The organism is Bradyrhizobium sp. Kon10 (genome assembly GCF_055807395.1).
The window spans coordinates 98,045-119,407 of record NZ_JBVVOZ010000006.1 but is presented as its reverse complement, the minus strand read 5'-3'; the positions used below and the strand labels follow the sequence as shown (position 1 = coordinate 119,407).

At 64.2% G+C, this 21,363-nt stretch carries 26 protein-coding genes; 9 read left to right on the top strand and 17 right to left on the bottom strand.

Annotated elements, in window-relative coordinates:
• Positions 1-41 precede the first annotated feature (41 nt).
• The 3 genes from AC0L2O_RS11480 to AC0L2O_RS11470 are packed head-to-tail and all read right to left on the bottom strand — an operon-like array spanning position 42 to position 2,996.
• On the bottom strand, positions 42-968 hold the full coding sequence (locus AC0L2O_RS11480) for a type 2 periplasmic-binding domain-containing protein (RefSeq protein WP_473369791.1): 927 nt from the start codon (positions 966-968) through the stop codon (positions 42-44).
• Positions 965-1,312, bottom strand: a complete 348-nt coding sequence (locus AC0L2O_RS11475) for a c-type cytochrome (RefSeq protein ID WP_409187763.1) — start codon at positions 1,310-1,312, stop codon at positions 965-967. The genes AC0L2O_RS11480 and AC0L2O_RS11475 overlap by 4 nt, the downstream gene beginning before the upstream one ends.
• Before the next feature lie 19 nt (positions 1,313-1,331).
• Entirely contained in the window at positions 1,332-2,996 is a 1,665-nt protein-coding gene (locus tag AC0L2O_RS11470) for a methanol/ethanol family PQQ-dependent dehydrogenase (protein WP_369722305.1), read from the bottom strand.
• A gap of 334 nt (positions 2,997-3,330) precedes the next feature.
• Between AC0L2O_RS11470 and AC0L2O_RS11465 the strand changes: the two genes are divergently transcribed.
• The 4 genes from AC0L2O_RS11465 to AC0L2O_RS11450 all read left to right on the top strand — a co-directional run bounded on the left by AC0L2O_RS11465 (position 3,331) and on the right by AC0L2O_RS11450 (position 5,223).
• Positions 3,331-3,726 (top strand): EF-hand domain-containing protein, encoded by a 396-nt coding sequence (locus AC0L2O_RS11465; protein ID WP_473369790.1) that lies wholly within the window; start codon positions 3,331-3,333, stop codon positions 3,724-3,726.
• A gap of 171 nt (positions 3,727-3,897) precedes the next feature.
• Positions 3,898-3,978: a pyrroloquinoline quinone precursor peptide PqqA gene (gene pqqA, locus AC0L2O_RS11460; RefSeq protein WP_018460299.1), complete on the top strand. Its 81-nt coding sequence runs from the start codon at positions 3,898-3,900 to the stop codon at positions 3,976-3,978.
• 28 nt (positions 3,979-4,006) lie between these two features.
• On the top strand, positions 4,007-4,912 hold the full coding sequence (locus AC0L2O_RS11455; protein WP_473369789.1) for a hypothetical protein: 906 nt from the start codon (positions 4,007-4,009) through the stop codon (positions 4,910-4,912).
• Positions 4,913-5,013: 101 nt separating this feature from the next.
• Positions 5,014-5,223, top strand: coding sequence for a hypothetical protein (locus AC0L2O_RS11450; RefSeq protein WP_473369788.1), 210 nt, complete (start codon positions 5,014-5,016; stop codon positions 5,221-5,223).
• 143 nt (positions 5,224-5,366) lie between these two features.
• On the opposite strand, the gene AC0L2O_RS11445 is transcribed toward AC0L2O_RS11450, so the two are convergent.
• Genes AC0L2O_RS11445 through AC0L2O_RS11430 form a run of 4 tightly spaced genes read right to left on the bottom strand, consistent with a single transcriptional unit; the run spans position 5,367 to position 8,181 of the window.
• Positions 5,367-5,720 (bottom strand): hypothetical protein, encoded by a 354-nt coding sequence (locus AC0L2O_RS11445; RefSeq protein ID WP_409187767.1) that lies wholly within the window; start codon positions 5,718-5,720, stop codon positions 5,367-5,369.
• A 47-nt stretch (positions 5,721-5,767) separates the two neighbouring features.
• The gene (locus AC0L2O_RS11440; RefSeq protein ID WP_473369787.1) at positions 5,768-6,478 is read right to left on the bottom strand and encodes an ABC transporter ATP-binding protein; all 711 of its coding nucleotides are present in this window, start codon (positions 6,476-6,478) and stop codon (positions 5,768-5,770) included.
• On the bottom strand, positions 6,468-7,205 hold the full coding sequence (locus tag AC0L2O_RS11435; RefSeq protein ID WP_473369786.1) for an ABC transporter permease: 738 nt from the start codon (positions 7,203-7,205) through the stop codon (positions 6,468-6,470). The genes AC0L2O_RS11440 and AC0L2O_RS11435 overlap by 11 nt, the downstream gene beginning before the upstream one ends.
• Position 7,206: 1 nt before the next feature.
• Complete coding sequence (locus AC0L2O_RS11430; RefSeq protein WP_473369903.1) at positions 7,207-8,181, bottom strand: ABC transporter substrate-binding protein; 975 nt, start codon at positions 8,179-8,181, stop codon at positions 7,207-7,209.
• Positions 8,182-8,268: 87 nt separating this feature from the next.
• Between AC0L2O_RS11430 and AC0L2O_RS11425 the strand changes: the two genes are divergently transcribed.
• Positions 8,269-8,628 carry a hypothetical protein gene (locus tag AC0L2O_RS11425; RefSeq protein WP_369722314.1) on the top strand — a complete coding sequence of 120 codons (360 nt, stop codon included), beginning with the start codon at positions 8,269-8,271 and terminating at the stop codon, positions 8,626-8,628.
• A 191-nt stretch (positions 8,629-8,819) separates the two neighbouring features.
• Here AC0L2O_RS11425 and AC0L2O_RS11420 read toward each other — a convergent pair whose 3' ends face one another.
• The gene (locus AC0L2O_RS11420; protein ID WP_473369785.1) at positions 8,820-9,638 is read right to left on the bottom strand and encodes a quinoprotein dehydrogenase-associated SoxYZ-like carrier; all 819 of its coding nucleotides are present in this window, start codon (positions 9,636-9,638) and stop codon (positions 8,820-8,822) included.
• A gap of 54 nt (positions 9,639-9,692) precedes the next feature.
• Positions 9,693-10,619, bottom strand: a complete 927-nt coding sequence (locus AC0L2O_RS11415) for a quinoprotein relay system zinc metallohydrolase 2 (protein ID WP_473369784.1) — start codon at positions 10,617-10,619, stop codon at positions 9,693-9,695.
• 120 nt (positions 10,620-10,739) lie between these two features.
• Here AC0L2O_RS11415 and AC0L2O_RS11410 point away from each other — a divergent pair, with 120 nt between their 5' ends.
• On the top strand, positions 10,740-11,621 hold the full coding sequence (locus tag AC0L2O_RS11410) for a substrate-binding domain-containing protein (protein ID WP_473369783.1): 882 nt from the start codon (positions 10,740-10,742) through the stop codon (positions 11,619-11,621).
• Complete coding sequence (locus tag AC0L2O_RS11405) at positions 11,618-12,175, top strand: PQQ-dependent catabolism-associated CXXCW motif protein (protein WP_473369782.1); 558 nt, start codon at positions 11,618-11,620, stop codon at positions 12,173-12,175. Before AC0L2O_RS11410 ends, AC0L2O_RS11405 begins: the two co-directional genes overlap by 4 nt.
• Positions 12,176-12,275: 100 nt before the next feature.
• Here the strand turns inward: AC0L2O_RS11405 and AC0L2O_RS11400 are convergent, their stop codons facing one another.
• The 6 genes from AC0L2O_RS11400 to AC0L2O_RS11375 form a co-directional block, all read right to left on the bottom strand.
• Positions 12,276-12,575: a copper-binding protein gene (locus AC0L2O_RS11400; protein WP_369722318.1), complete on the bottom strand. Its 300-nt coding sequence runs from the start codon at positions 12,573-12,575 to the stop codon at positions 12,276-12,278.
• Positions 12,576-12,709: 134 nt separating this feature from the next.
• Positions 12,710-13,324 (bottom strand): hypothetical protein, encoded by a 615-nt coding sequence (locus AC0L2O_RS11395; protein ID WP_409187774.1) that lies wholly within the window; start codon positions 13,322-13,324, stop codon positions 12,710-12,712.
• Positions 13,321-14,169, bottom strand: coding sequence for an ABC transporter permease (locus AC0L2O_RS11390; RefSeq protein WP_473369781.1), 849 nt, complete (start codon positions 14,167-14,169; stop codon positions 13,321-13,323). Before AC0L2O_RS11390 ends, AC0L2O_RS11395 begins: the two co-directional genes overlap by 4 nt.
• Positions 14,166-14,975: an ABC transporter ATP-binding protein gene (locus AC0L2O_RS11385; protein WP_473369780.1), complete on the bottom strand. Its 810-nt coding sequence runs from the start codon at positions 14,973-14,975 to the stop codon at positions 14,166-14,168. The genes AC0L2O_RS11390 and AC0L2O_RS11385 overlap by 4 nt, the downstream gene beginning before the upstream one ends.
• Positions 14,972-15,931 carry a YVTN family beta-propeller repeat protein gene (locus AC0L2O_RS11380; protein WP_473369779.1) on the bottom strand — a complete coding sequence of 320 codons (960 nt, stop codon included), beginning with the start codon at positions 15,929-15,931 and terminating at the stop codon, positions 14,972-14,974. Before AC0L2O_RS11380 ends, AC0L2O_RS11385 begins: the two co-directional genes overlap by 4 nt.
• Positions 15,932-16,148: 217 nt before the next feature.
• Positions 16,149-17,330 carry an ABC transporter substrate-binding protein gene (locus tag AC0L2O_RS11375; RefSeq protein ID WP_473369778.1) on the bottom strand — a complete coding sequence of 394 codons (1,182 nt, stop codon included), beginning with the start codon at positions 17,328-17,330 and terminating at the stop codon, positions 16,149-16,151.
• A gap of 58 nt (positions 17,331-17,388) precedes the next feature.
• On the opposite strand from AC0L2O_RS11375, the gene AC0L2O_RS11370 reads away from it, so the two are divergent.
• A complete protein-coding gene (locus AC0L2O_RS11370) occupies positions 17,389-17,958 on the top strand; it encodes a DUF3280 domain-containing protein (RefSeq protein ID WP_473369777.1) in 570 nt (189 codons plus the stop codon).
• A gap of 189 nt (positions 17,959-18,147) precedes the next feature.
• Here the strand turns inward: AC0L2O_RS11370 and fghA are convergent, their stop codons facing one another.
• Positions 18,148-18,993 (bottom strand): S-formylglutathione hydrolase, encoded by an 846-nt coding sequence (gene fghA, locus AC0L2O_RS11365; protein WP_473369776.1) that lies wholly within the window; start codon positions 18,991-18,993, stop codon positions 18,148-18,150.
• 88 nt (positions 18,994-19,081) lie between these two features.
• Positions 19,082-19,702, bottom strand: a complete 621-nt coding sequence (locus AC0L2O_RS11360; RefSeq protein WP_369722326.1) for a response regulator — start codon at positions 19,700-19,702, stop codon at positions 19,082-19,084.
• Positions 19,703-19,894: 192 nt separating this feature from the next.
• Here AC0L2O_RS11360 and AC0L2O_RS11355 point away from each other — a divergent pair, with 192 nt between their 5' ends.
• On the top strand, positions 19,895-21,253 hold the full coding sequence (locus AC0L2O_RS11355; RefSeq protein WP_473369775.1) for a histidine kinase: 1,359 nt from the start codon (positions 19,895-19,897) through the stop codon (positions 21,251-21,253).
• Positions 21,254-21,363 lie beyond the last annotated feature (110 nt).

Genomic DNA, 21,363 nt, shown 5'->3' with positions numbered 1-21,363 from the left:
TGCATGCGTGTGCACGCAGGCTCGGAATGCACCGCAGCGCTTCAACGCTGGATGATCTGCCTCCAGACATCGCCGAGGATTGCGGGCTCTCGCGGCGGCAGGTAGGTGAGGCCGGCGTGTTGGCCGAATGCAGCGATCTTGCCGTCGGCGGCGAGCTCCGTCAGGGCCTTGTTGACGGCGTCGATCAGCGCAGACTCGCTGGCAAGCCCGACATAGCCGCGATTGGCCCCGATCGGGTAATAGTAGCCGGAGGCGGTGATCGCGGTCTCGGGATGCGCGGCGCGGTAAGCGTCGAAGCGGCCGAGGTCGATCAGCGTGGCATCATGGTCGCCGCGCTCGAGCGCGCCGAGGAGATCGTCGCGGCCCGGCACCAGATGGGTGATGCCGTCGATCAGGCGTCCCTTGTCGAAACTCATCAAGATGGCGTCGCCGAGCGACCCGCTCTCGATCGCGAGACGAAGCCCGGTGAGATCGCCGATATCGCCGATCTTGCGCCCGCGCGCCTTCGGTCCCAGCACCACCGTCATCGGCGAATAAACATAGGGCTGGCTCGGCGCGAGCACGCCGAGCGCGACGCGGCGGCGCCGGTCGTCGCGCGTCGCGCCGGCGAAATCCGGCAAGCGCGCCGTCTTCATGCCGGGCGCGACCAGCGAATCCGTGGTCAGCGCATAGCCGCCGACGAGCGAGCAGCGACCGTCGGAGAGCAGCGCATTGGCCTCGAGCTGCGGGCTCGAATCCTCGTCCAGCTTGCTCTCGAACCACTGGATCCTGAGCTGCCGTCCCAGCCGATCCGCGATCGCCTGCGCCAGCATCACGTCGAAGCCCGAATCGGGCTTGCCGCGGTGATGCGCTGAGAGCGGTGGCCGGTCCTCGTCGAGACAGACGCTCAACGGATCGGCCGCGCCGGCCGTTGTCGCCGGACCGATCAGCATCGCAGCGAGACTGAGCGCCGCCAGCCTGCCTCTCATGGCTTCCTCCGACTCGAGATGAAGGCCCAGAGCTCGCCGATCTCATCGTCGTTGAGAACGTCACCCCATGGCGGCATCCTGTTGTTCTTGCCGTTCTTCACCGTGGTGACGAAGCGGGTCTTGTCATCGGGGAAGGCGCGCAGGTCCGGCGTGATGGTGCCGGAATTCATCATGTTGGGGCCGTGGCAGTGCGAGCATTTTTCGGCATAGGTTGCCTTGCCGTGGTCGATCTGCATTTGGGCGGGGTTGCCATTTGAGTCATCCGCGGCACGAACGGTCGCCGCAAGCGCGACCGTCAGCACCGCGACGGCGGCGAAGATCGCCGCCGTCCTGTGAGATACCATTCCCAGCACGTCTCGCCGTTTACTGCTTGACCGCAAAGACCCACAGCGAGCCGCCCGGCGGCACTTTCGCCAACCGCTCGTCGCCGGAGAACAGCGAGTAGACGCCGCCATAGCCGCTCGTCACGGCGACATACTGCACGCCGTCCTGCTGCCAGGTCACCGGTTGTCCCTCGATGCCGGAGCCGGTCTGAAACTGCCAGAGCTTCTTGCCGCTGTCGGCATCGAAGGCCTCGAACTCGCCCGTCAGCGCGCCGGTGAACACGACGCCGCCTGCGGTCGACAGCACGCCGGAGAAGCGCGGGATGTCGCTTGGTGCTTCCCACTTCGCCTTGCCGGTCATGGGATCGATCGCCTTCAGATGACCGCGCGCGCCGTCACCCCATTCCCAGGGATCCGTGAGGTCCATGCCGAGATACCATTCGCCCTGCTTGAAGGTGGCGGGCTCCGACTTGTACCTGCCGCCGAAAGCAAGCGTGTTGGCGTAAGCCAGTCCGGTCTGCGGATTGAACGACATCGGCTCCCAGTTCTTGCCACCGAGAATGGACGGATAGACCGTGACCTTCTTGCCCTCGCGCGCGCCGGTCACGACGTCGGTTTCGATCGGACGCCCCGTCTTCATGTCGATGCCGGTCGCCCAATTCACTTTCACGTAAGGATTGGCCGCGAGCAGCTTGCCGTTGGTGCGGTCGAGCACGTAGAAGAAGCCGTTGCGGTTGGCATCCATCAGGACCTTGGTCGGCTTGCCCTCGACGTTCATGTCGGCGAGCACCATCTCGGCCACTGCGTCATAGTCGAACGGATTGTTCGGCGAGAACTGGTAGTGCCACTTGATCTTGCCGGTCTTGGGATCCATCGCCAGCACGGAGCAGGTGTACAGGTTGTCGCCGGGGCGCACCGCTGCATTGAAGGGTCCGGGATTGCCGATGCCCCAATAGACCGTATTCAGCTCGGGATCATAGGAGCCGGTGATCCAGGTCGAACCGCCGCCGAGCTTCCAGGTGTCGCCCTTCCAGGTGTCGCCGCCGGGCTCGTCCGGTGAGGGGATCGAATGGGTGCGCCAGAGATGCTTACCCGTCGCTGGGTCCCAGCCGTCGATGAAGCCGCGGGTGCCGAACTCAGCGCCGGAGATTCCGGTGATGATGACCCCATCGGCGACCAGCGGGGCCACCGTCATGGAATAGCCTTCCTTGATGTCGGCCGCCTTCTGCCGCCACAATTCCTTGCCGTCCTTGGCGTCGATCGCGACCACGTTGGCGTCGAGCGTTGTGCGGAACAGCTTGCCGTCATAGAGCGCGGCGCCGCGATTGATGATGCCGCAGCAGACGATTCGCGGGGTCTCGGCCGGATACTCGATCTTGGACTTCCAGATCTGCTTGCCGGTTTTGGCGTCGACCGCCATCGTCGCGTTATGCGAGGTGACGTAGATCACGCCCTGGTAGACCAGCGGCTGTGATTCCTCGCTGCGATCGTCGTTGAAGGAGTAATTCCAGATCGGGACGAGGTTCTTGATCGTGTCCTTGTTGATCTGGTTCAGGGTCGAGAAGCGCTGGAGATTGTAGCCCATCCCGTAGTTGAGAACGTTCGATGTGTCGGTCGCACCCTTGACCAGTTGATCGGTGGTTTGTGCGCTCGCAACCGAGCATGCGGACATGACCAGGCTCGCGGCCATCGCAAGGCGTTTCATCTATTCCTCCCCAGTACGCGCGTCTTTTGACGCTGCGACAGCAACAGTCGTTCGGAAACCAAAACGCGTCAATACGAAAGTCGTAAGCGTCGTGACGAATTATTAGACGCCAAATACCAGTTACCCCGAGTAAACCTCTCGGCCATGAACGCCATTTGCGTCGAGGCGCTGGTGAAATTCCGCGGCGTGAGACGGCGCGTGCGGCTGGCCAGCCACGCGGGTGTGGAGTTTGCCGGGCAGGTTGCAATACGTTGGGGCTTGAACCGCGCACTGCGTGGGGACTTATGTTGTCGCGATCCCGCGCGAATCGCGGGCTCTTGGTAGGGAGGCTTTGATGATATCGCGTCGCTCCATTGCGCTTGCGTTGACCGGGCTGCTGCTCGCTGGCCCCGCCTGGTCGGCCTCTGCCAGCGCGGTCAAGATGTTCAACAGCGACAATGACGGCACGCTCGATCTCGCCGAGGTGAAGAAGGCGGCGGCCGCGCTGTTCGCGAAGCTTGATCCCGATCATGACGGCACGCTGGATCTGCGCGAATTGCGCGGACGGTTAACAGCGAAAGAACTCGCCGCCGCCGCCGATCCCGATCACGACGGGACACTCACGCTCGACGAATATCTCGCCGTTGTGGAGCAGCGCTTCAACGCAGCCGATCCCGATCACGATGGCACGCTCGACGCCAAGGAGTTGAACTCGCGTGCGGGGCGCGCTTTGCTGCGATTGTTGCGGTGAAGGGTGCAGCGCTTGACTGGGAGCGAAGGCGGTTTGCCCGGGAGCGAACAGCGCACGCGCAATTCGCTGCATCGTTGTATCAGCCGTTCGATTCCAGACTTGCGCTGTGCTTGACCCAGCCCTAGGTTTTGCCCGGCGCGATGTCGCGCTCAATCCCTTGGGAGACCCCGAATGGCTTGGAAAGCTCCGAAGATCGTGGAAGTGCCGGTCGGCATGGAAATCAACATGTACGCCTGCGCTTTGCGCAAGTAAGACCACCCGACGACCTGCCGCGGCTTCGATGGCAAATGCCGTCGAAGCCGTGGTAGTGTTCGGGATGCGCGCGAGAGCCCAAATAGTCTCGATCATAGCTGGCTGTATAGTCGCGCTTGCACCGGCATGCGTGCACGCCGAAGAGGGCTTTGATACCGAGCACATCTTCGGCTTCATGATCGGCACCGATGTTGGCAATCTCGGCGAGCGCGAATTCCAGAGCCAGACGACGGGACGGTTCGGCAAGGGCGGCGGGATCTATCGCGCCATCGGCCAGGAGGTCGAGATCGAAGTCGTCCCGCTGCCGAATTTTCGCATCGAGGCCGGCGGCATTGCGACCCTGCACGACATCACCGGGGTCCCCGACATCGACGGCCGCCGTCAACTCAACTTCCAGGGCGCCTCGCTCGATTTGCGTTATCGTCTGCTCGACCGCGAGCAAGCACCGTTCGGCCTGACCGTCGCCGCGGAATTGCATGGCGATCGCATCGATGAGACCAGTGGCGCGAAGGGGCGGATGTACGGCACCGACTTCACACTGGCGTTCGATCGTGAGCTGATCCCGAACTTTGTCATCGGCGCGCTCAACTTGATCTACCAGCCGGAATGGGCGCGGTTCGAGGTCAGCGGTCTCTCGGAAAAGAGCTCGACGGTCGGCGCCGCCTTTGCCGGCATGGTGCGCCTGCGCCCGGACTTTCTGCTCGGTGGCGAGCTGCGCTATTTCCGCCAGTATGAGGGCATCGGCCTCGGCGAGTTCGCCGGGCAAGCCCTGTTCGTCGGCCCGACCGCCTATTATCAGATATCGGAGCGCTCCCGCCTGACCCTGAGCTGGAGCATGCAGGCCTGGGGGCGTTCGGCTGGATCAGGCGCCAATCTCGACCTCGTCAATTTCGAGCGGCAGCAGGCGAGATTGATATTTGGGGTGAATTTCTAGCGAAGTGGGTTCCAGCTAATCCTCACGCCAGATTGAAACTTCCCGCTCTTTGGCACGTATCGTTTGTGCTAATCTCCACTGCCCCCGCGCGAGGATCTGGCATGAACCCGATCGACCTTGTGGTGACTGTGTGTGCGGTGCTCTCGCCCGCGACCTGCGAGGAGCAGCATATTGTGTTCAACTATGCGGGGTCGCCGACGCAATGCGCGATGGCCGCGCCGCCCTATATCGCGCAATGGGTCGGGAACCATCCGAAGTGGCAGGCGGTGCGGTGGCGCTGCGAATATCCGCACCCCAACGACAAGGCGTGATCCGGCGCGAAACCCTCATGGTGAGGAGCGCGAAGCGCGTCTCGAACCATGCAGGCGCGGTTCTCGCCTGTGGCCATCCTTCGAGACGCCCGCTTCGCGGGCTCCTCAGGATGAGGAGCTAAGCCACTTCTGATACGCCCGCGCTACTTGGTGCAGTCCTTCAGATCCTTGTCGGCGATCGAGAACACTGCGTCCGCCTTGATCTCGACATCGCGCACGATGCACTGCCGCGAATTGGGATAGGTGACCTTGGCGTCATAACGGCCGGGCTCGACGCCGGTGATGCGCAGCCGCTCGTCATGATCGACCTCCTTGTCCTTGTCGTTCAAGGTCTGGTTTGGACCCCAGTCGGTCTTGCCGGCCGGTGATAGCTGAAAGCCGGAGATCGTCTCCGTTGTCAGATTCCATAACCGGATGCCCTTGCCTTTGGCCTGCGCGAGCGCCGTGCCCGGCATCGCCAACATCAGGATGCCGATCGCAATCAGCGTACGCCGCATGGTGACCTCTCTCGACAATCTCGTTTGGTCCAGTTGACCACGAGGTTTCATTTCGATTCAAGTTGTGCTGCAGCGAGCTCGGCCTTGATCCGGCCGAGCTCGACCTCGCTACGCTGCGCGCGCGGGATCGGAATCGGGACCTCCCGAATGATGCGCGCCGGCCGTGGCGACAGGAAGAACAGGCGATCGCCGAGACGGATCGCGTCGTCCAGGCTGTGGGTGACGAGCAGCGTCATCATGGGGCGGCTTGCCACCAGTGTCGCGATCTCGTCGCGCAGGCGGCCTGCGAGCGCATCGTCGAGCGAGGCGAGGGGCTCGTCGAGCACCAGCAGATCGGGCTCGACCGCAAAGGCGCGGGCGAGTGCAACGCGGCGGGCGAGCCCCAGCGACAATTCACCGGGGAAGTGGCTGCGATGCGAGTCAAGCTCGAGGATCCTGAAAAGCTCCGACAGCTTTGCCTCGCTGACGTCGGGGGCGGCTAGCCGTACGTTCTGCTCCACCGAACGCCACGGCAACAACCGCGGCTCCTGGAACACCATTCCAACCCGCGCTTCGGGCGGGCGTGCGACCTTTCCATGATAATCGCGGTCGAGCCCCAGGATGATGCGCAGCATTGTGCTCTTGCCGCAGCCGGACGGGCCGATCAGCACGCCGACGTCGCCGGATTGAAGCGCGAACTTGATCGGCGCCAGCACCTCGTGCGTTCGGCTCGCGGCGCTCTCGAATGTCTTGCCTGTGATATCGACCTCAAGCCGCACGGGGGCGCCACCGTGTTGCCCGAGTTTCGAACGGCTGCACCAGCGCGGTCTCGATCACGAGCACGACCGCGGCGAATGTCAGCGAATAGGCCAGCAGCCGTGGCGTGTCGAATAGCTGGAAGGCGACGCCGATCTCGAAGCCGACGCCGTTCGGCCGTCCTAACAATTCGGCGACCAGCACGATCTTCCACACCAGCGACAGCCCGGAACGGGCGGAGGCCGCGACATAAGGCGCAAGCTGCGGCAGCACGACATGGCGGAACGCGCGCCAGCGCGGCATGGCGAACACGGTCGCCATCTCGTCCAGCGAACGGTCGAGCGCGCGGGTGCCCTCGCGCAAGGTGACGACTGCCGTTGGCAGCTTGTTGATGGCGATCGCCGCAATGGCGGCGGCCTCGGTGAGCCCGGCCCAGATATAGGCGAGCACGATCACGACCAGCGCCGGCAGATTCAACAGCAGGATCAGCCAGGGATCGCCGAGCCGGTCGGCAAGCTTCACCCGTCCCATCAGATAGCCAATGGCGCTGCCGAGCGACATCGCCAACACGAAGGCGAGCGCGACGCGTGCGAGCGTGGCGCCGAGATGCAGGAAAAGCGCCCCGCTCGAGGCTTCCGCTATGATGACGTTGAGCACGGCGGGTGGGGAGGGCAGTTTTGCGCCGCCGACGAACAGCGCGGCTGTCCACCAGATCACGAGAAGCAGGGCAATCGACAGAAGGCGCAGCACCTCAGTCTCCGGTCACGGCGTGATAGAAGGTGCCGGGGTCGAGCTCGGCCGCCGGTCCAACCAGATCACGGCCTCCGATTTCGGCCAGCACCCGATAGAGCACGCGCGCATCCGCCTCCTCGTCGGCGACGCTCCGGCGCGGGATGCCGTCGCGATAACGGCCGCGATAGGTCTTGAGCATGGCGGCGTCGGCCGTGCCGGTCAGCGGCGCGACCTTGTCCCAGGCCGCATCGGAGGTGACGAGCAACTGCTTGGCCTTGCGGGTCATCGCGATGAAGCGCGCCACCGCGTCGCGATGGTTCGCCGCCCAGCTCTCGTCGAAGACATAGCCGACCGCGGAAACCGCTCCCTTGGCGCCGAGCTTCGGCAGAATGTCCTCGATGCCGGCGAGGCGCCGGAAGCCCTTGGCCTCCAATTGCGCGCAGAAATTCCAGAAGTTGAGGCTCGCGTCCATCTCGCCGTCGGCCGCCTTGGCGGCGATCAAGGGCGGCGCACCATAGGCGATGGTCGCCTCCGATTTCAGGTCGATGCCGTCCTGCTTCATCCGCGCCTGAAGCAGCAGCCAGCTCTTGTCGATGGGGCCACCGCCGACTCCGAGCTTGCGGCCCTTGAGGTCGGCGAGGGTCTTGATCGGCGAGGCCGCCGGCACCATCACCGCGCCGAGCGCGCTGGAATAGGGATAGAACGTCAGCTTGGCGCCGAGCGCGCGCTCGCGCGATACCCAGAGCCAGTCCGAGAGCATGATATCCGCATTGCCGGCGCGAAGCGCGATCTTGCCGGCCTCGGGACTCGCGAGCTCGGTGACCTCCAGCGACAGGTCGGCCTCCTTGTCGAGACCGCTCGCGCGGATCGTGGCCAGCTCCCAGGAGAAGGTTCCGGTCTTCTGGACCGCAAGACGGATAGTATCCGCGGCGTGGCCGGGTGCAACCAGCGCCAGCGTCATCGCGAGCGTCAATGTTCGACCAAGAAGTTTCATCACCTTGTGAGCCGTTTCCTCGAAGCGAGTGCTTTTCAGGACAATACGCATAGCATAGCTTCCATCGCAACCAGCGGGAGGATGCTGATGGATTTGGCCGGACAGCTACGACCGATTGTCGCCGCGCTGGCGGTGCTCGCCGCAATCGCGTCTGCGGCGCGAGCCGATGAAGCCAATGATTATCCGACGACGGCGCGCGCCGAATATGTCTATGGCTGCATGAAGGCCAACGGCGAGAGCCGGCAGTCCATCGAGCAGTGTTCCTGCTCGATCGACGTGGTCGCCTCGATCGTGCCCTACGAGCGCTACGTCACCGCGGAAACCGCGCTCAGCATGTCCCAGGTCCGCGGCAATCTCGGCGCCCAGTTTCGCACCTCGGAGCAGGCGAACGCGGCGGTGAATGATCTCAGGCGCGCGCAGGCTGAGGCAGAGGTCAGGTGTTTCTGATACTTGCGCTGCTGCCTTCCCTTCTCCCCCTGTGGGAGAAGGTGGCGCGAAGCGCCGGATGAGGGGTATTTCTCCGCAATTTCGATTGTGAGAGGTGTGCTCGCGGAAGCAACCCCTCACCCGTCTCGCCGCTGCGCGGCGATCCACCCTCTCCCACAAGGCCCACAAGGGGAGAGGGAAATACAGCGCCCTCACGTCGCCGGCTTATCAACATCCCACTCGTTGCGGAACACATGGCCGTCCGTGTCCTTGGCCTCGGCGCGAAAACGCCGGGCGCCGTTGGAGACGTAGGTGAAGCGCAGATTGGGATCTTCCGAGATGGAGATGCCGCCTTCCATCGACAGCACGGGACTGTCGTCCTGCGTCAGCTTCAGCTGGTTGACGAAGAAGGCGGGAATATAAAGCTGCGTGACCTGGTCCATCTGGAGCCCGGAATTGTTGGGATGGCCGATCATGATCTGCGCCTCGCGGACGCGGCTCGCCGGCGCCTCCTCGCGCGCGAATTGCCGATAACGCATCTGGCCGAGATGATTCCGGGCTTCCTCGGCATTCTTTCCCGCCGGTGCCGAGCAGCCGCCGGAGGCTTTTACATAGGTCTTGGAGACATAGAGCTGGCCGTCGCTTAGCTCCGCCACCGCATGGACATCGGTATAGTTGTTGACCCGCACGCGCGTCGAGATTTCGGTGACGTTGGCGTCTGCTCCAAGCTCGAACTTCGCCGCCATCGGTGCCGGGTTGCGGTCGATCACCAGCGTGATCGAACGGATGCGGCGGCTGTCGGCCGGCGAGAGCTTGCTGCGCAAGGTCACCGGGACGATCGCCGCGTCCTCGGCGCGATAGGGCATCTCGATGCCGATCACGCCGGCACCATCGTTCATCGGACGGTTATTGAAAATGTCCTGCACCAGACCCGGCCAGGGATCATAGGCCTCTTCCGCGCTCGCCGGTGCGGCAAGGGCGATGCCGGCAAATGCGGCGATCAAGGTCAGGCGGAGCATATGTCGCATCATGGGTGTGATCCCGTGCGGGCGAAGCGGCACTCGAGCTTCAGCGTAGCGCGTCCGCTACTCCCATTCAATTTCCGAAAATGCTGCGGTTGCGTTGCGGGCGTTGTAGTCGTCGAAAAGGTCCCAACGGGAACGCTCGGATGAGCCCGCTTGATCCGCCGCAGCCCGGATCGATTCGCCCTTCTTGTTGAGCGCGCGCACGTCGGACAGCAGCGTCGAAAGATAACGCCGCTCATCGGCCAATGCGGCAGGCCAGTCGCTCACGGGTCCGTGACCGGGAACGACGAGCTGCGCCGGAATGGTCTCCAATTCCTTCAGCAGGGCGAGCCAGCCACGGATGCTGCCGTCCACCACCGGAATGTGGCGGAGAAAGACGAGGTCACCCGCGAACAGCGTCTTCGTCGTCTCGTCGAACACCGTCAGGTCGTTATCGCTATGCGCCGGCGGCCACGCCCGCAAGGTCAGCCGGCGCGATCCGAGGTCGAGCGTCAGCGTGTCCGTGACCAGCAGCGTTGGCGGAACTATCTTCACGGGATCGATCAATTCGCCACCCATGATCTGCTTGAAGTTGTCCAGGTAGTAAGGCCCGCGCGTTGCCAGTGCCTGCGGCAGCTTGCTGTGGCCGATGAAGCTGGTTCTGTCGGCGATGAAGGCGGCATTGCCGAAGACATGGTCTGGATGTCCGTGGGTGTTGATGACGTAGCGGATCGGCTTGGTGGTGTGGGCCCGCACCGCCGCCAGCAACGCCTCGCCCTCGCGAACGCTGCCGCCGGTGTCGATCACGGCGACCGCCTCCTCGCCGACGATGAAACCGACATTGGCGATGTCGCCCTCGTTCTCGCGCGTCATCAGCGCGATGGTCCCGGAGTGTACGAAGATTCCCGGCGCGACTTCGCTCACAGGCAATTCGGCCGCCGCAGCGCGTGCTAACGTGGCGAGGCCCAGCAGGGCCAAGGCAGCAATCGTTGACGCGAGATGAGACACTTTTCCGCCTCAGTTCGGGGTTTTCTGCGCTGCACACGACAAGCCACCGCAGAGTTTGGCAAAACATGGTGCGTCCTGCGTTGCATGGATAGCATTGGGATGAAACGAGGAGGAAGTGCGATGACGGAGGCCGGGCGACATCGTCGCTGGTTAGTTTCACTATGTCTGATGGTCGCGTCCTGTGCGATCGGCGACGTCGCCGCGGCGCAGACCAACGAAACTGGCGATCTCTCATTCGAACTGGTCGATCCAAAGGTGCTGCGCGTCTGCGCTGATCCGCGCAACCTGCCGTTCTCCAACGAGAAGGGTGAGGGCATCGAAAACAAGGTCGCCGAACTGTTCGCCGAAAAGCTCCAGAGGAAGCTCGACTACGTGTTCTTTCCGCAGGCGACCGGCTTCGTGCGGATGACGCTGGGCGCGCACCGCTGCGACGTCATCATGGGCTTTCCGCAAGGCGATGATCTCGTGCAGGGGACCAATCCCTATTACCGCACGTCCTACGCGCTGGTCGCGAAGGTCGGCAGCGGGCTGGAAGATGTCGATACGCTTGAAGACGCGCGGCTCAAGGGCAAGCATCTCGGCATCATCGCGGGCACGCCGCCGGCCACCAACATGGCGATCGCCGGGTTGATGGGTGATGCGAAGCCGTATCCGCTGATGATCGACACCCGCTATGACAATTCGGCGCAGGCGATGATCGACGACCTTTCCGCCGGGAAGATCGATGCCGGCGTGTTGTGGGGACCGATGGCCGGCTTCTACGCCAAGAAAGCCGGCTCGCTTCACGTGATGCCGCTGGTGAAAGAAACCACCGGGCCAAAGCTGGTCTATCGTATCGGCATGGGCGTGCGTGCCGCCGACCAGAATTGGAAACGTCAGCTCAACAAGCTGATCCAGGAGAACCAGGGCGAGATCAACAAGATCCTGCTCGACTTCGGCGTACCGTTACTGGACGAGAGCGACCGGCCGCTCGGCGCGGAGACGGCCAAGAAGGCGCCATGAGACGGCCTCTTGCCGCTGCGGTCGTCGCCGTCATGCTGGCGGCGCCGGCATTAGCGCAGCAGCAGGAGCCGTTCGAGCCGGAGGGTTTTCGCACCGACAATTACCGTGCGCCGGTGCCGGCGACGCTGGAAGGCGCGCGCGTGCTGACGACGGCGGAAGCCGAGGCGATCTGGCGAGCCAGCAGTGGCGCGTTCATCGACGTGCTGCCGCGCGCGCCCAAGCCGAAGAACCTTCCCGAAGGCACTGTCTGGCGCGATACCCCGCGCAAAAACATTCCGGGCAGCGTCTGGCTGCCGGATACTGGCTACGGCACGCTTCCGCCGGCGATGGACGACTATTTACAGCGCGGTCTTGCGCGGGCGTCACGCGGCGACAAGGCCGCGCTGCTGGTGATCTATTGTCTGGCCGATTGCTGGATGTCGTGGAACGCCGCCAAGCGCGCGCTGGCGTACGGCTATGCCAACGTCGCCTGGTATCCGGACGGCACGGACGGCTGGGAGCGTGCGAAGCTTCCCACCGAGCAGGCGCAACCGGAGCCGCGCCCGGAACAGTGAGCGAGAGACCGTCATGCCCGGGCTTGTCCCGGGCATCCACGTTCTTCCTGAGCGTGGTTAGGCGTGGATGGCCGGGACAAGCCCGGCCATGACGCCGTGTCTACTGCTTCTGCAATTTGGTCAGCGTCCCCGTGCCGTTGGCTTCGGTCGCGGAATAGCTCACCTTGTCGCCGGCATGGACGGTATCGAGCATCGCGGCGTCCTTGGTCTTGTACTCCTGAAGCGCGCCGGCGCCGCCTGCGCTGCCGCCGACCGTGCCCTTCTGCGTCTGCTGGATCGAGATCGTGTTGTTGAGCCGATCGATCCTGGTGACCATTCCGGTCATATCGTCAGCAAACGCGCTGGATGCGAGCATGCCGATGGCCGCAGCGCCTGCGAAGATAAATTTTGCTGTTCCCATCGAGGTCTCCCCGGGTTGGAGCTTCACGTCGACAAGCCATCCTAGATCGATTTGGTTCCGGCAGATAGCGCGGCAAAGAGCTTAAGGATTTTATTGCGAGGACGGGAACCGCGGAGCCGTCAGCAACGCTGACGCTATTCCAATTCCTGCTGGATCACGCGTCCGAGCGCAAACAGGCGCTGGTCGATCGCGGTGGGAACCTCGCAGACGAATCGCACGACCTTGCGGCGATCCTCGAAGATGCGGGTTTCCCAGATCAACTGGTTGCTGAACGCCTCGACCTTGGCCTCGTCGCGTGGCGTTGCGTCCTGCAGCGCCTGAAGCTGGACTGTATCGTCGCGGATCTTGTCCGCGGCCTCACGCTGCTTGCGACTGACCCGTTCGAGCCCCCGCATGACCTGGGAGCGCTGGGCGTTGAGCGTGTCGAACAGGCCGGCGAACAAGAGCTTTGCGTTCCCGGTCTTGTCGGACCCGGAACTGGCCAGAAATTCTTTCACCGACTTCTCGGCGTCATCCAGCGGCGTTTTTCGCGCCGACAGCTTTGAGACCAGCGCGCTGACTTTCGCGTCGTCCTTCCACCGGGTCTCGGCGTCGTCGAGCGCCGGGCCGGCCCAGACGGCCGCGAGCGAGATCTCCGGCACCTTGGCCTGCGTGCAGGGCCAGTCCGGATAGCGCGGATCGGCCGCGCGCGCGGCCGTGCCCGACACCACGACCGCAAGGGCAGTAATGGCAAGAGCCCGAACCTTCATCCTTCGCCTCCGGCAGGCCCGCGCCGTGCTAGCCCGCGCGACGGATCATAGGCGAAAATCGCGCCGGTCATGAACACGATTGTGCAGGTCGCGACCACCGCGAGCGAGATCCAGTTGACCTGCCCGTAGAGCGCAAACCGGATCATCTCGACCGCATGGGTGAACGGATTTGCCTCGCAAACATAATAGAGATAGGGGCTGCCCTCCTGCACCCGCCACAGCGGGTAGAGCGCGGAGGATGCGAAGAACATCGGAAAGATCACGAAGTTCATCACGCCGGCAAAACTCTCGAGCTGCTTGATGCCGGAGGAGATCAGCATGCCGAGCGAGCCCAGCATCAGCCCTGACAGGATCAGCGCCGGCAGCACCGTGAGATAGCCGATCGGCGGAGGGGTGATGTCCCAGAACCAGGCGATCAGGAGGAATGCATAGACCTGAAGCAGCGAGACTGCGGTGCCCGCGAGCAGCTTGCAGAACAGGAGAAACCCGCGCGGCAGCGGGCTGACCAGCAGCGTGCGCATGTTGCCCATCTCGCGGTCATAGACCATCGAGAGCGAGGATTGCATGCCGTTGAAGAGCTGTATCATCGCCATCAGCCCGGGCGCGATAAAGACCTCGTAGAGAATATAGGTCTCGTAGGGCGGGATAATGGAGATGCCGAGCACCTGCCGGAAGCCCGCTGCAAAGATGAACAGCCACACCAGCGGGCGCACCAGCGCGGAGACGAAGCGCTCGCGCTGATGCAGGAAGCGCAGGCCCTCGCGCCAGACGATGCCCGTGAGACAGGTCATGTACTCGGCAAACGAGAATCCGCGCGGTGTGTCACGGGCGGTGATGCTGCTCATGCGGGGCCTCCCGGCATGATCTGCGCGCCCGTCAGCCGCATGAAGGCGGTGTTGACGTCCTGCGCACCGGCTTCCGCAATGACGCGGCCGACCGGGCCCTTGGCCAGCACCTTGCCCTGGTGCAGCACCACGAGGTCGTCGCCCGCATTGATCTCGTCGAACAGATGCGTGGCCCAGAGCACCCCGATGCCTTGTTCGGTGACGAGCTGGCGCACATGGCTGATGATGTCGGCGCGCGCCTTGACATCGAGGCCGACGGTCGGCTCGTCCAGCAGCAGCAGTCGCGGCTGGTGCAACAGCGCGCGCGCGATCTCCAGCCGCCGCATCTGCCCGCCGGAGAGATCGCGCACCTTGCTTGCAGCGCGCTCGCCAAGGCCGATGCGGCCGAGTAAATCGGCTGCGCGTGTGGCGGCCTCGCGGCGGCTGATGCCGTGCAGGGCGGCGTGATAGAGCAGGTTCTGCGTCAGCGACAGATCGAGATCGAGCGTGCGCGGCTGGAACACGACGCCGAGCAGCCGTAACGCTTCGCCGGGGCTATTGCTGATGTCGTGGCCGAAAATACCGACGCGGCCGGTCTGGATGCCGAACAGGCGCGTGATCAGCGAGAACAGCGTGCTCTTGCCGGCGCCATTGAGGCCGAGCAGCGCGGTGAAGCTCGCGGGCTGGACGTTGAAGGAGACGTCGATCAGCGCCCGGCGCGGTCCGTAGGCGTGGCTGACGCCGTCGATCGACAGCGCCGGCACCGCGGCCGGATCCGGCCTCAGTGTGGTCTCGCGTGGCTCGGCGATGGGGGCGGGGCTGGTCATGGCGCGATCGTGATGCCCCAGGGCAGCTCGCCCACCTGAATGGTCTTGATCACCTTCTGCGCGGCCACTTCGATCACCGAGACATCGTTGGAGACGCCGTTGGTCACCAGCAGGTATTTTTCATCCGGCGTGAACGCCATGTGCCAGACCCGCTGGCCGACCAGCAGATATTTCGTCACCTTGCGCGTGGCAGTATCAACCACCGCGACGCGGTTGGCGGGGCCGAGCGCGACGAAGGCGGTCTTGTCGTCCTTGGTCATGCCGATGCCGACCGGCTGGATCGCCTCGCGCCGCAGGCCCGGGATGTCGAACGTCACCTTGCCGATCACCTCGTGCTTTTTGGGATCGATGATCGACACCGTACCGCCGATCTCGGACGACACCCAGAGTTCTGAAGCGTCGTGCTTGAACTCGGCGAAGCGCGGGCGCGCATCGACCAGCACATTGGCGACGATCTGGCGCGAATTGGTATCGATGAAATGCGCCATGTTGGTCGTTTCCGACGTGTTGATCAGAATCTTGCCGTCGGGACTGACGGTCATGCCTTCGGGCTCGACGCCGACCTGGATGTCGCCGAGGCGGGCGCGCTTGTCCAGGTCGATCACCGTCACCGTGTTGTCGTTCTCGTTGGCGACATAGAGCGTCTTGCCGGTTGCATCCTGCGTGAACAGCTCGGGGTCGGGTCCGGAGGGCAGGGTGTCGACGATCGCTTGCGACCTGGCGTCGATCATCTGGATGGTGTCGTCATCGCCGACCGCGACCATCACGAACTTGCCGTCGCGCGTGAATTCGATGCCGCGCGGACGCTGGCCGACCTTGATCGTCTTGGTCACCGTCCAGCTCTCGGTGTCGATCACCGACACCGAGTTGCTCTTCTCGTTCGAGACATAGGCGATGAACGCATGGGCGGGGGGTGCCGTGAGCGCCAGTGCGGACAGCAATCCAACACGCCACATCCGCAGTATTCCGCTGCGGGTTGGCTTCACCTCCCCCGCTTGCGGGGGAGGTCGTATCGCATCGTTAGATGCGATACGGGAGAGGGCTCTTTCACCTTGGGGACTCTCGCTCGTGGAGACACCCTCTCCCCAACCCTCCCCCGCAGGCGGGGGACGGGGCACAGCGTCGTTGTGGTCGCAGCTCGAACTCATCTCACATAGCCCACTTCAGCTTGGCTCACTTCAGCTTGCATTTGCTCTCCGGACGGTCATAGCCGAGCGTGTCGAGCTCGGAGACCTGGTGCAAGAAACCCTCTTGCGGCGAGACCGACACCACCATGCGGCCATCGACCAGCAGGATCGGTTGGCGGAGCTGGAGGTTCCAGTCGCGCAGCGTCAGCTTTGTGCCCTTGAAGGCGGCCACGGAGAAGTCCGGTCCCTTGATGAACTCAGTGACCTTCTTGACGTCCCCGGAATTGGTGCGCGAGGTGCCTTCGCCGACCATGCGAACCGCGGTCCAGGCCTGCATGTCGAGCGCGGTCATCCGCCGTAAGTTCAGCTTCATGAAGCGGTTCTGCATCTGGGTTGCGCCCCATTGGTCCTGGGCCGCGTCCCAGCTGCGCGGCACCAGGCCGGCCGAGCCCGCGACGGGGCGCGGATCCCAGGTGCGGTAGGGCAGGTAAGCGCCGAACACCTCGCTCTCGTCGGCGGCGACCAATACGTCGTAAGTGGGGGCCTGCTGGGTGAACACCGGCATCTGCCGCTGGATCAGCGTCACGCCGCTATCGGTGCGCCGCGCGCCGCCGGTGTCCTCGAAGGTGCGCTCCTGCACGATCTTGGCGCCAAATCGGGTTGCGGTACGCCGGAGCGCGTCGGCAAACAGTTTGTCTGCGTCATGCGAGCCGACCACGAGCAGCCAGCGCTTCCACTGCTTCCACACCAGATACTGGCCGAGCGCGTCGGCCAGCATCGATCGCGTCGGTGCGGTGTGGATGATATTGGCGCGGCAATCGGCCTCGCGCAGCCGCTCGTCGATCGCGCCGGCGTTGAACAGCAGCGTGCCGCGATCGCGCAGGGCGTCGGCGACCTTCAGCAGCGTGTCGGCCGGCAAGTCGGCAATGATGAAGCCGTTATGCGCGGCGAGATCGGTCGCGGCCTGGACCGCATCCTCGCCCTCCTTGACCCGGCGCTCTTCCAGCGCAAAACGCTGGTTGAGAAATTTACCGGTGGTGTTGTTGTCCTCGATCGCGAGGCGTGCGCCGGCGACGCCGTCATTCTCGGCGGGCTGCTCGACCAGCGACAGCGTCGACCTGGTGCCGGCGACACCGAGATAGCCGACGCCGATCTGCACCGGGTCCGCCGCGAGCACTTGCGTCGCCGCCAGACTCAGGCCGATCAGGCCGGGCAACCATCGGATCATGCTTCCTCCGTACGTCTCCCCGGCTTGACCGCCGATGGAGAATTGTCTCCACTAAAGCATGACCGATTTGTCAGGGCATGCAACCCCGCATTTCGTCCTCGCGTGTGTGCGGACTGGAATCACGATCATGCGAGCGCTGCTTTGCTTCGCCGCTTTGCTGTTGACGCCATCGGCAGCGTTGGCCGATCCGCCGAAACTCGCGGTATTCGATTTCGAGCTGATCGACACCAGCCTGCCCGGCGAGTTCTACGGCTCAAAACCGGAGGAGGCGCGGCTCGCGCAGATCAGCGAGCAGCTGCGCAAGGAACTGGCGGACTCAGGCAGGTTCCAGCTGCTCGATATCGCGCCGGTCCGGGACGCCGCCCGTCACAGCAATTTGCAGGTTTGCGGCGGCTGCGACCTCAAGCTAGCTGCGCAATTGGGCGCCGATCTCGAGATCACCGGAATGGTACAGAAGGTCTCGAACCTGATCATCAACCTCAATATCTACCTGCGTGACGTGAACACCGGCAACCTGATCACAGCTGCCAGCGCCGACATGCGCGGCAACACCGACGAATCCTGGTCCCGCACCATGAGCTATCTGATCCGCAACCGATTGCTGGCGCCGAATTACGGGCGGCCGTGAGTCCTCGCCTCTCACCGCGTGCGCCGCTGCACCCTCGCCCCTTGTGGGAGAGGGTGGCTCGCCGCGCAGCGGCGAGACGGGTGAGGGGTTCTCTCCGCGTGCGAGTCTCTCGAGAGTGGAGTTCGAGGAGGTAACCCCTCATCCGGCGCTTCGCGCCACCTTCTCCCACAAGGGGAGAAGGACAAAACCTCACCCCTTCAATCTCTCCGCATGCCAGTGCAGATGATCACTCATGAACGTCGAGATGAAGTAATAGCTGTGGTCATATCCCGCCTGCCGCCGCAGCGTCAGCGGGATGTTGGCCTTGCTGCAGGCGGCTTGCAGCAATTCGGGCCGAAGCTGCTCGTTCAAATAATTATCGGCATCGCCGACGTCGACGAGAAAGCCCGAGAATTTCGCGCCGTCCTCGATCAGCGCCACTGTGTCATGGCTGCGCCAGGCCTCCTGGTTGGGCCCGAGATAGCCGGTCAGCGCCTTGATGCCCCACGGCACCTGTGAGGGCGCCACGATCGGCGCGAAGGCGCTGGCTGCGCGATAGCGGTGAGGGTTGCGTAGCGCCACCGTCAGCGCGCCGTGGCCGCCCATCGAATGGCCCAGCACCGATTGGCGTTTGGGATCGACCGGAAAATTCTCCGCCACCAGCTTCGGCAGCTCGTCGGTGACGTAGCTCCACATCCGATAGTTGCGCGCGAACGGCGCTTCGGTGGCGTCGACATAGAAGCCGGCCCCCAAGCCGAAATCATAGGAATTGTTGGGATCGCCGGGCACGTCGGGCCCGCGCGGGCTGGTGTCGGGCGCGACGAAGATCAAGCCAAGCTCGGCGCAGGCGCGGCGAAATTCGCCCTTCTCGGTCACGTTGGCATGCGTGCAGGTCAGCCCGGAGAGATACCAGACCACGGGCAGCTTGGCGCCCTCCGCATGTGGCGGAACATAGACCGAGAACACCATGTCGGTTCCGGTCGCCTGGCTGGCATGGCGATAGACGCCCTGCACGCCGCCAAAGGATGTGTTGGTCGAGACAGTCTGCATGGTCATGCCGTTTTGCTCCGTGGCATCTCACCACATCTCTGTTGCAACGCCTATGTGACCGAATTCGTGCCGGTGCGCCACGTGCGGCGCAAGATCAGGCCATGCCGCTGTCGATCGCCAGCCGCACCAGTTCGACCGAGGTCTTGACTCCGAGCTTCTGGCGCATGATCGAGGAGGTGTTGGCCACCGTCTTGTAGGAGGATTGCACCAGCCAGGCGATCTCGGACAGGCTCTTTCCGGCGCTGAGCAGCCGCAAGATCTCCATCTCGCGCGCGTTCAGCTTCGACAACGGGTTCTGCGCCAGCGCTGGTCCCGCGAAGGCGATGCGGCGTGCGATCGCGCTCGGCAGATAGGTGCCGCCGCCGCCCACCGTGCGGATCGCTTCGACGAGGTCATCGGGGTCGCCGGTCTTGGAAACATAACCTTTGGCGCCGCACTCGATCGCGCGGGCGGCGAAAGCGGGGTCGTCGTTCATGCTGAACATGATGATACGGGCATCAGCCGCGCGCTCGAGGATGCGGCGGGTGAGTTCGAAGCCGGAAACGGTGGGCAGGTTGATGTCGATGATGCAGAGGTCGGGGCGCTCGACGATGAAGACGCATTCGCCGCTTTCGGCGTCGGCGGCCTCCAGAATCTCGATATCGCCGTCGTCCGCCAGCACGGCTCGGCAGCCGGAGGCGACGATTGGATGATCGTCGACGATCAGAATGCGCATGGGCGTTCCCCGCGTCAGCGCCTCGGCTTGTTGTGAGCCGCATGAGCCGAACAAGACAACGGCGTGTCTCATGTCAGCTCATGCAACCCGGCCAGGATTGCTGTACGCTTTCGATTAGATATCGAGCGCTTCGGGTCTGTCAACGCTATCGGACGGGCACGAGCAGAGCTTGGCGGGGTACGGACGATACCAATGTGGCAAAATCTATCCTTGCGCGGGCGCATCAATCTGCTGCTGGCGCTGCTGCTGGCGCTGGGGCTCGCCGTCAATATCGCCAGGCAGGTGGCGGAGGCGGCGCCGCGCGTGCAGGCCGAGGACCAGAGCGTGATCCGGCTCGCGCGCGAATTCATTGAGATGATCGTGGCGGATCTCAACGACGCCCCCGATCCGGATGCCAGGCTGAACCAGATCGCGCGTGACCTCAACCGCCTCCGCCACGTCAGCATCTCGCTTCACGATTCCGGCGGGATTCCGCTGACGCCGCCGCGAACCGCGGCCGATGACGATACGCCCGGGCCGCCGGCCTGGTTCGTCAGTCTGGTTCATCCCGAGCAGACCGCGGTCAGCGTGCCGGTCTCGGTTCATGGCAAATCCGGCTCGCTGGTGATCACTTCGCATCCCACTGACGAGATCGCCGAGATCTGGGACGCCATCGTCACCCAGCTCGAGGTCGGCTCAGTCATCGCGCTCGCACTGTTCCTGGTAATGATGATGGTGGTGGGCCGGGCGCTCGCCCCGCTGCAGTCCCTGGCGCAAACCATGGCCGAGCTTGAAAGCGGTCGCTACGACGCGCGCGTGGCGCCGGGCGGTGCACCCGAGCTGGCCGCGATCTGCACCAAGCTCAATCATCTGGCGGCGACACTGGGGGAGGCGGTCGAGGACAAGCGCCGGCTCGCCGAGCGCGCGGTCTCGCTTCAGGACCTCGAGCGCAAAGAGATCGCGCGCGAGCTGCATGACGAGTTCGGGCCGTATCTGTTCTCGCTGCGCGCACATGCGAGCGCGCTGGCGAAGCTTGCGGACGGGCGCGCCCCGAACGCCGATGCCGTGCGAAGACACGGCAGCGCCCTGCTGGAGCAGATCAACGCGCTTCAGCAATTCACCCGCCGCGTGCTGGAGCGCTTGAGGCCGGTCGGCCTCGCCGAGCTTGGCCTGGGTCAGGCGCTCGAATCGCTGTCGCGGCTGTGGCGGGAGTCGCATCCCGACGTCGCGATCGAAACCACGATCTCGCCCGCGCTCGGGCCGGTCGGCGAGACCGCCGATCTCACCATCTACCGCGTTGTGCAGGAGGCGCTCACCAACGCGTTTCGTCATGCCGGTGCGACCTCGATCAATGTCGTGATCGAGCCGGCGGAGTCGCCGGGCAGCGATGGCCGCGGCTGCGCCCGGGTGCGCGTCAGCGACAACGGCCACGGCATGGAGCCGGGCCAGAAGCTGGGCTTCGGTCTCGTCGGCATGCGCGAGCGCATTCTGGCGTTGGGCGGCACGCTCCACGTCGCCTCGGGCGATGGCGGCGTCACCGTGGAGGCGTTGGTTCCGACGGCGGCGGCCTGATCGCGAAAGGCCGATCGGGAAGAATTCCCGATTTCGTCGGGAAAACGGGGGCGAGAGTGCCCGACCTTTTGTGGCTGGCGCACGCATGACGGCCGACTACACTTCTCGAC

Excerpts from the sequence above, each read along its gene's own strand:
- AC0L2O_RS11480 (WP_473369791.1), bottom strand. The coding sequence starts at position 968 with ATGAGAGGCAGGCTGGCGGCGCTCAGTCTCGCTGCGATGCTGATCGGT.
- AC0L2O_RS11425 (WP_369722314.1), top strand. The coding sequence starts at position 8,269 with ATGGATTTGGCCGGACAGCTACGACCGATTGTCGCCGCGCTGGCGGTG.
- AC0L2O_RS11355 (WP_473369775.1), top strand. The coding sequence starts at position 19,895 with ATGTGGCAAAATCTATCCTTGCGCGGGCGCATCAATCTGCTGCTGGCG.
- AC0L2O_RS11390 (WP_473369781.1), bottom strand. The coding sequence starts at position 14,169 with ATGAGCAGCATCACCGCCCGTGACACACCGCGCGGATTCTCGTTTGCC.
- AC0L2O_RS11455 (WP_473369789.1), top strand. The coding sequence starts at position 4,007 with ATGGCAAATGCCGTCGAAGCCGTGGTAGTGTTCGGGATGCGCGCGAGA.
- fghA (WP_473369776.1), bottom strand. The coding sequence starts at position 18,993 with ATGACCATGCAGACTGTCTCGACCAACACATCCTTTGGCGGCGTGCAG.
- AC0L2O_RS11450 (WP_473369788.1), top strand. The coding sequence starts at position 5,014 with ATGAACCCGATCGACCTTGTGGTGACTGTGTGTGCGGTGCTCTCGCCC.
- AC0L2O_RS11475 (WP_409187763.1), bottom strand. The coding sequence starts at position 1,312 with ATGGTATCTCACAGGACGGCGGCGATCTTCGCCGCCGTCGCGGTGCTG.
- AC0L2O_RS11410 (WP_473369783.1), top strand. The coding sequence starts at position 10,740 with ATGACGGAGGCCGGGCGACATCGTCGCTGGTTAGTTTCACTATGTCTG.
- AC0L2O_RS11420 (WP_473369785.1), bottom strand. The coding sequence starts at position 9,638 with ATGATGCGACATATGCTCCGCCTGACCTTGATCGCCGCATTTGCCGGC.
- AC0L2O_RS11380 (WP_473369779.1), bottom strand. The coding sequence starts at position 15,931 with ATGTGGCGTGTTGGATTGCTGTCCGCACTGGCGCTCACGGCACCCCCC.
- AC0L2O_RS11375 (WP_473369778.1), bottom strand. The coding sequence starts at position 17,330 with ATGATCCGATGGTTGCCCGGCCTGATCGGCCTGAGTCTGGCGGCGACG.
- AC0L2O_RS11430 (WP_473369903.1), bottom strand. The coding sequence starts at position 8,181 with ATGAAACTTCTTGGTCGAACATTGACGCTCGCGATGACGCTGGCGCTG.
- AC0L2O_RS11470 (WP_369722305.1), bottom strand. The coding sequence starts at position 2,996 with ATGAAACGCCTTGCGATGGCCGCGAGCCTGGTCATGTCCGCATGCTCG.
- AC0L2O_RS11445 (WP_409187767.1), bottom strand. The coding sequence starts at position 5,720 with ATGCGGCGTACGCTGATTGCGATCGGCATCCTGATGTTGGCGATGCCG.
- AC0L2O_RS11400 (WP_369722318.1), bottom strand. The coding sequence starts at position 12,575 with ATGGGAACAGCAAAATTTATCTTCGCAGGCGCTGCGGCCATCGGCATG.
- AC0L2O_RS11405 (WP_473369782.1), top strand. The coding sequence starts at position 11,618 with ATGAGACGGCCTCTTGCCGCTGCGGTCGTCGCCGTCATGCTGGCGGCG.
- pqqA (WP_018460299.1), top strand. The coding sequence starts at position 3,898 with ATGGCTTGGAAAGCTCCGAAGATCGTGGAAGTGCCGGTCGGCATGGAA.
- AC0L2O_RS11385 (WP_473369780.1), bottom strand. The coding sequence starts at position 14,975 with ATGACCAGCCCCGCCCCCATCGCCGAGCCACGCGAGACCACACTGAGG.
- AC0L2O_RS11370 (WP_473369777.1), top strand. The coding sequence starts at position 17,389 with ATGACCGATTTGTCAGGGCATGCAACCCCGCATTTCGTCCTCGCGTGT.
- AC0L2O_RS11360 (WP_369722326.1), bottom strand. The coding sequence starts at position 19,702 with ATGCGCATTCTGATCGTCGACGATCATCCAATCGTCGCCTCCGGCTGC.
- AC0L2O_RS11395 (WP_409187774.1), bottom strand. The coding sequence starts at position 13,324 with ATGAAGGTTCGGGCTCTTGCCATTACTGCCCTTGCGGTCGTGGTGTCG.
- AC0L2O_RS11465 (WP_473369790.1), top strand. The coding sequence starts at position 3,331 with ATGATATCGCGTCGCTCCATTGCGCTTGCGTTGACCGGGCTGCTGCTC.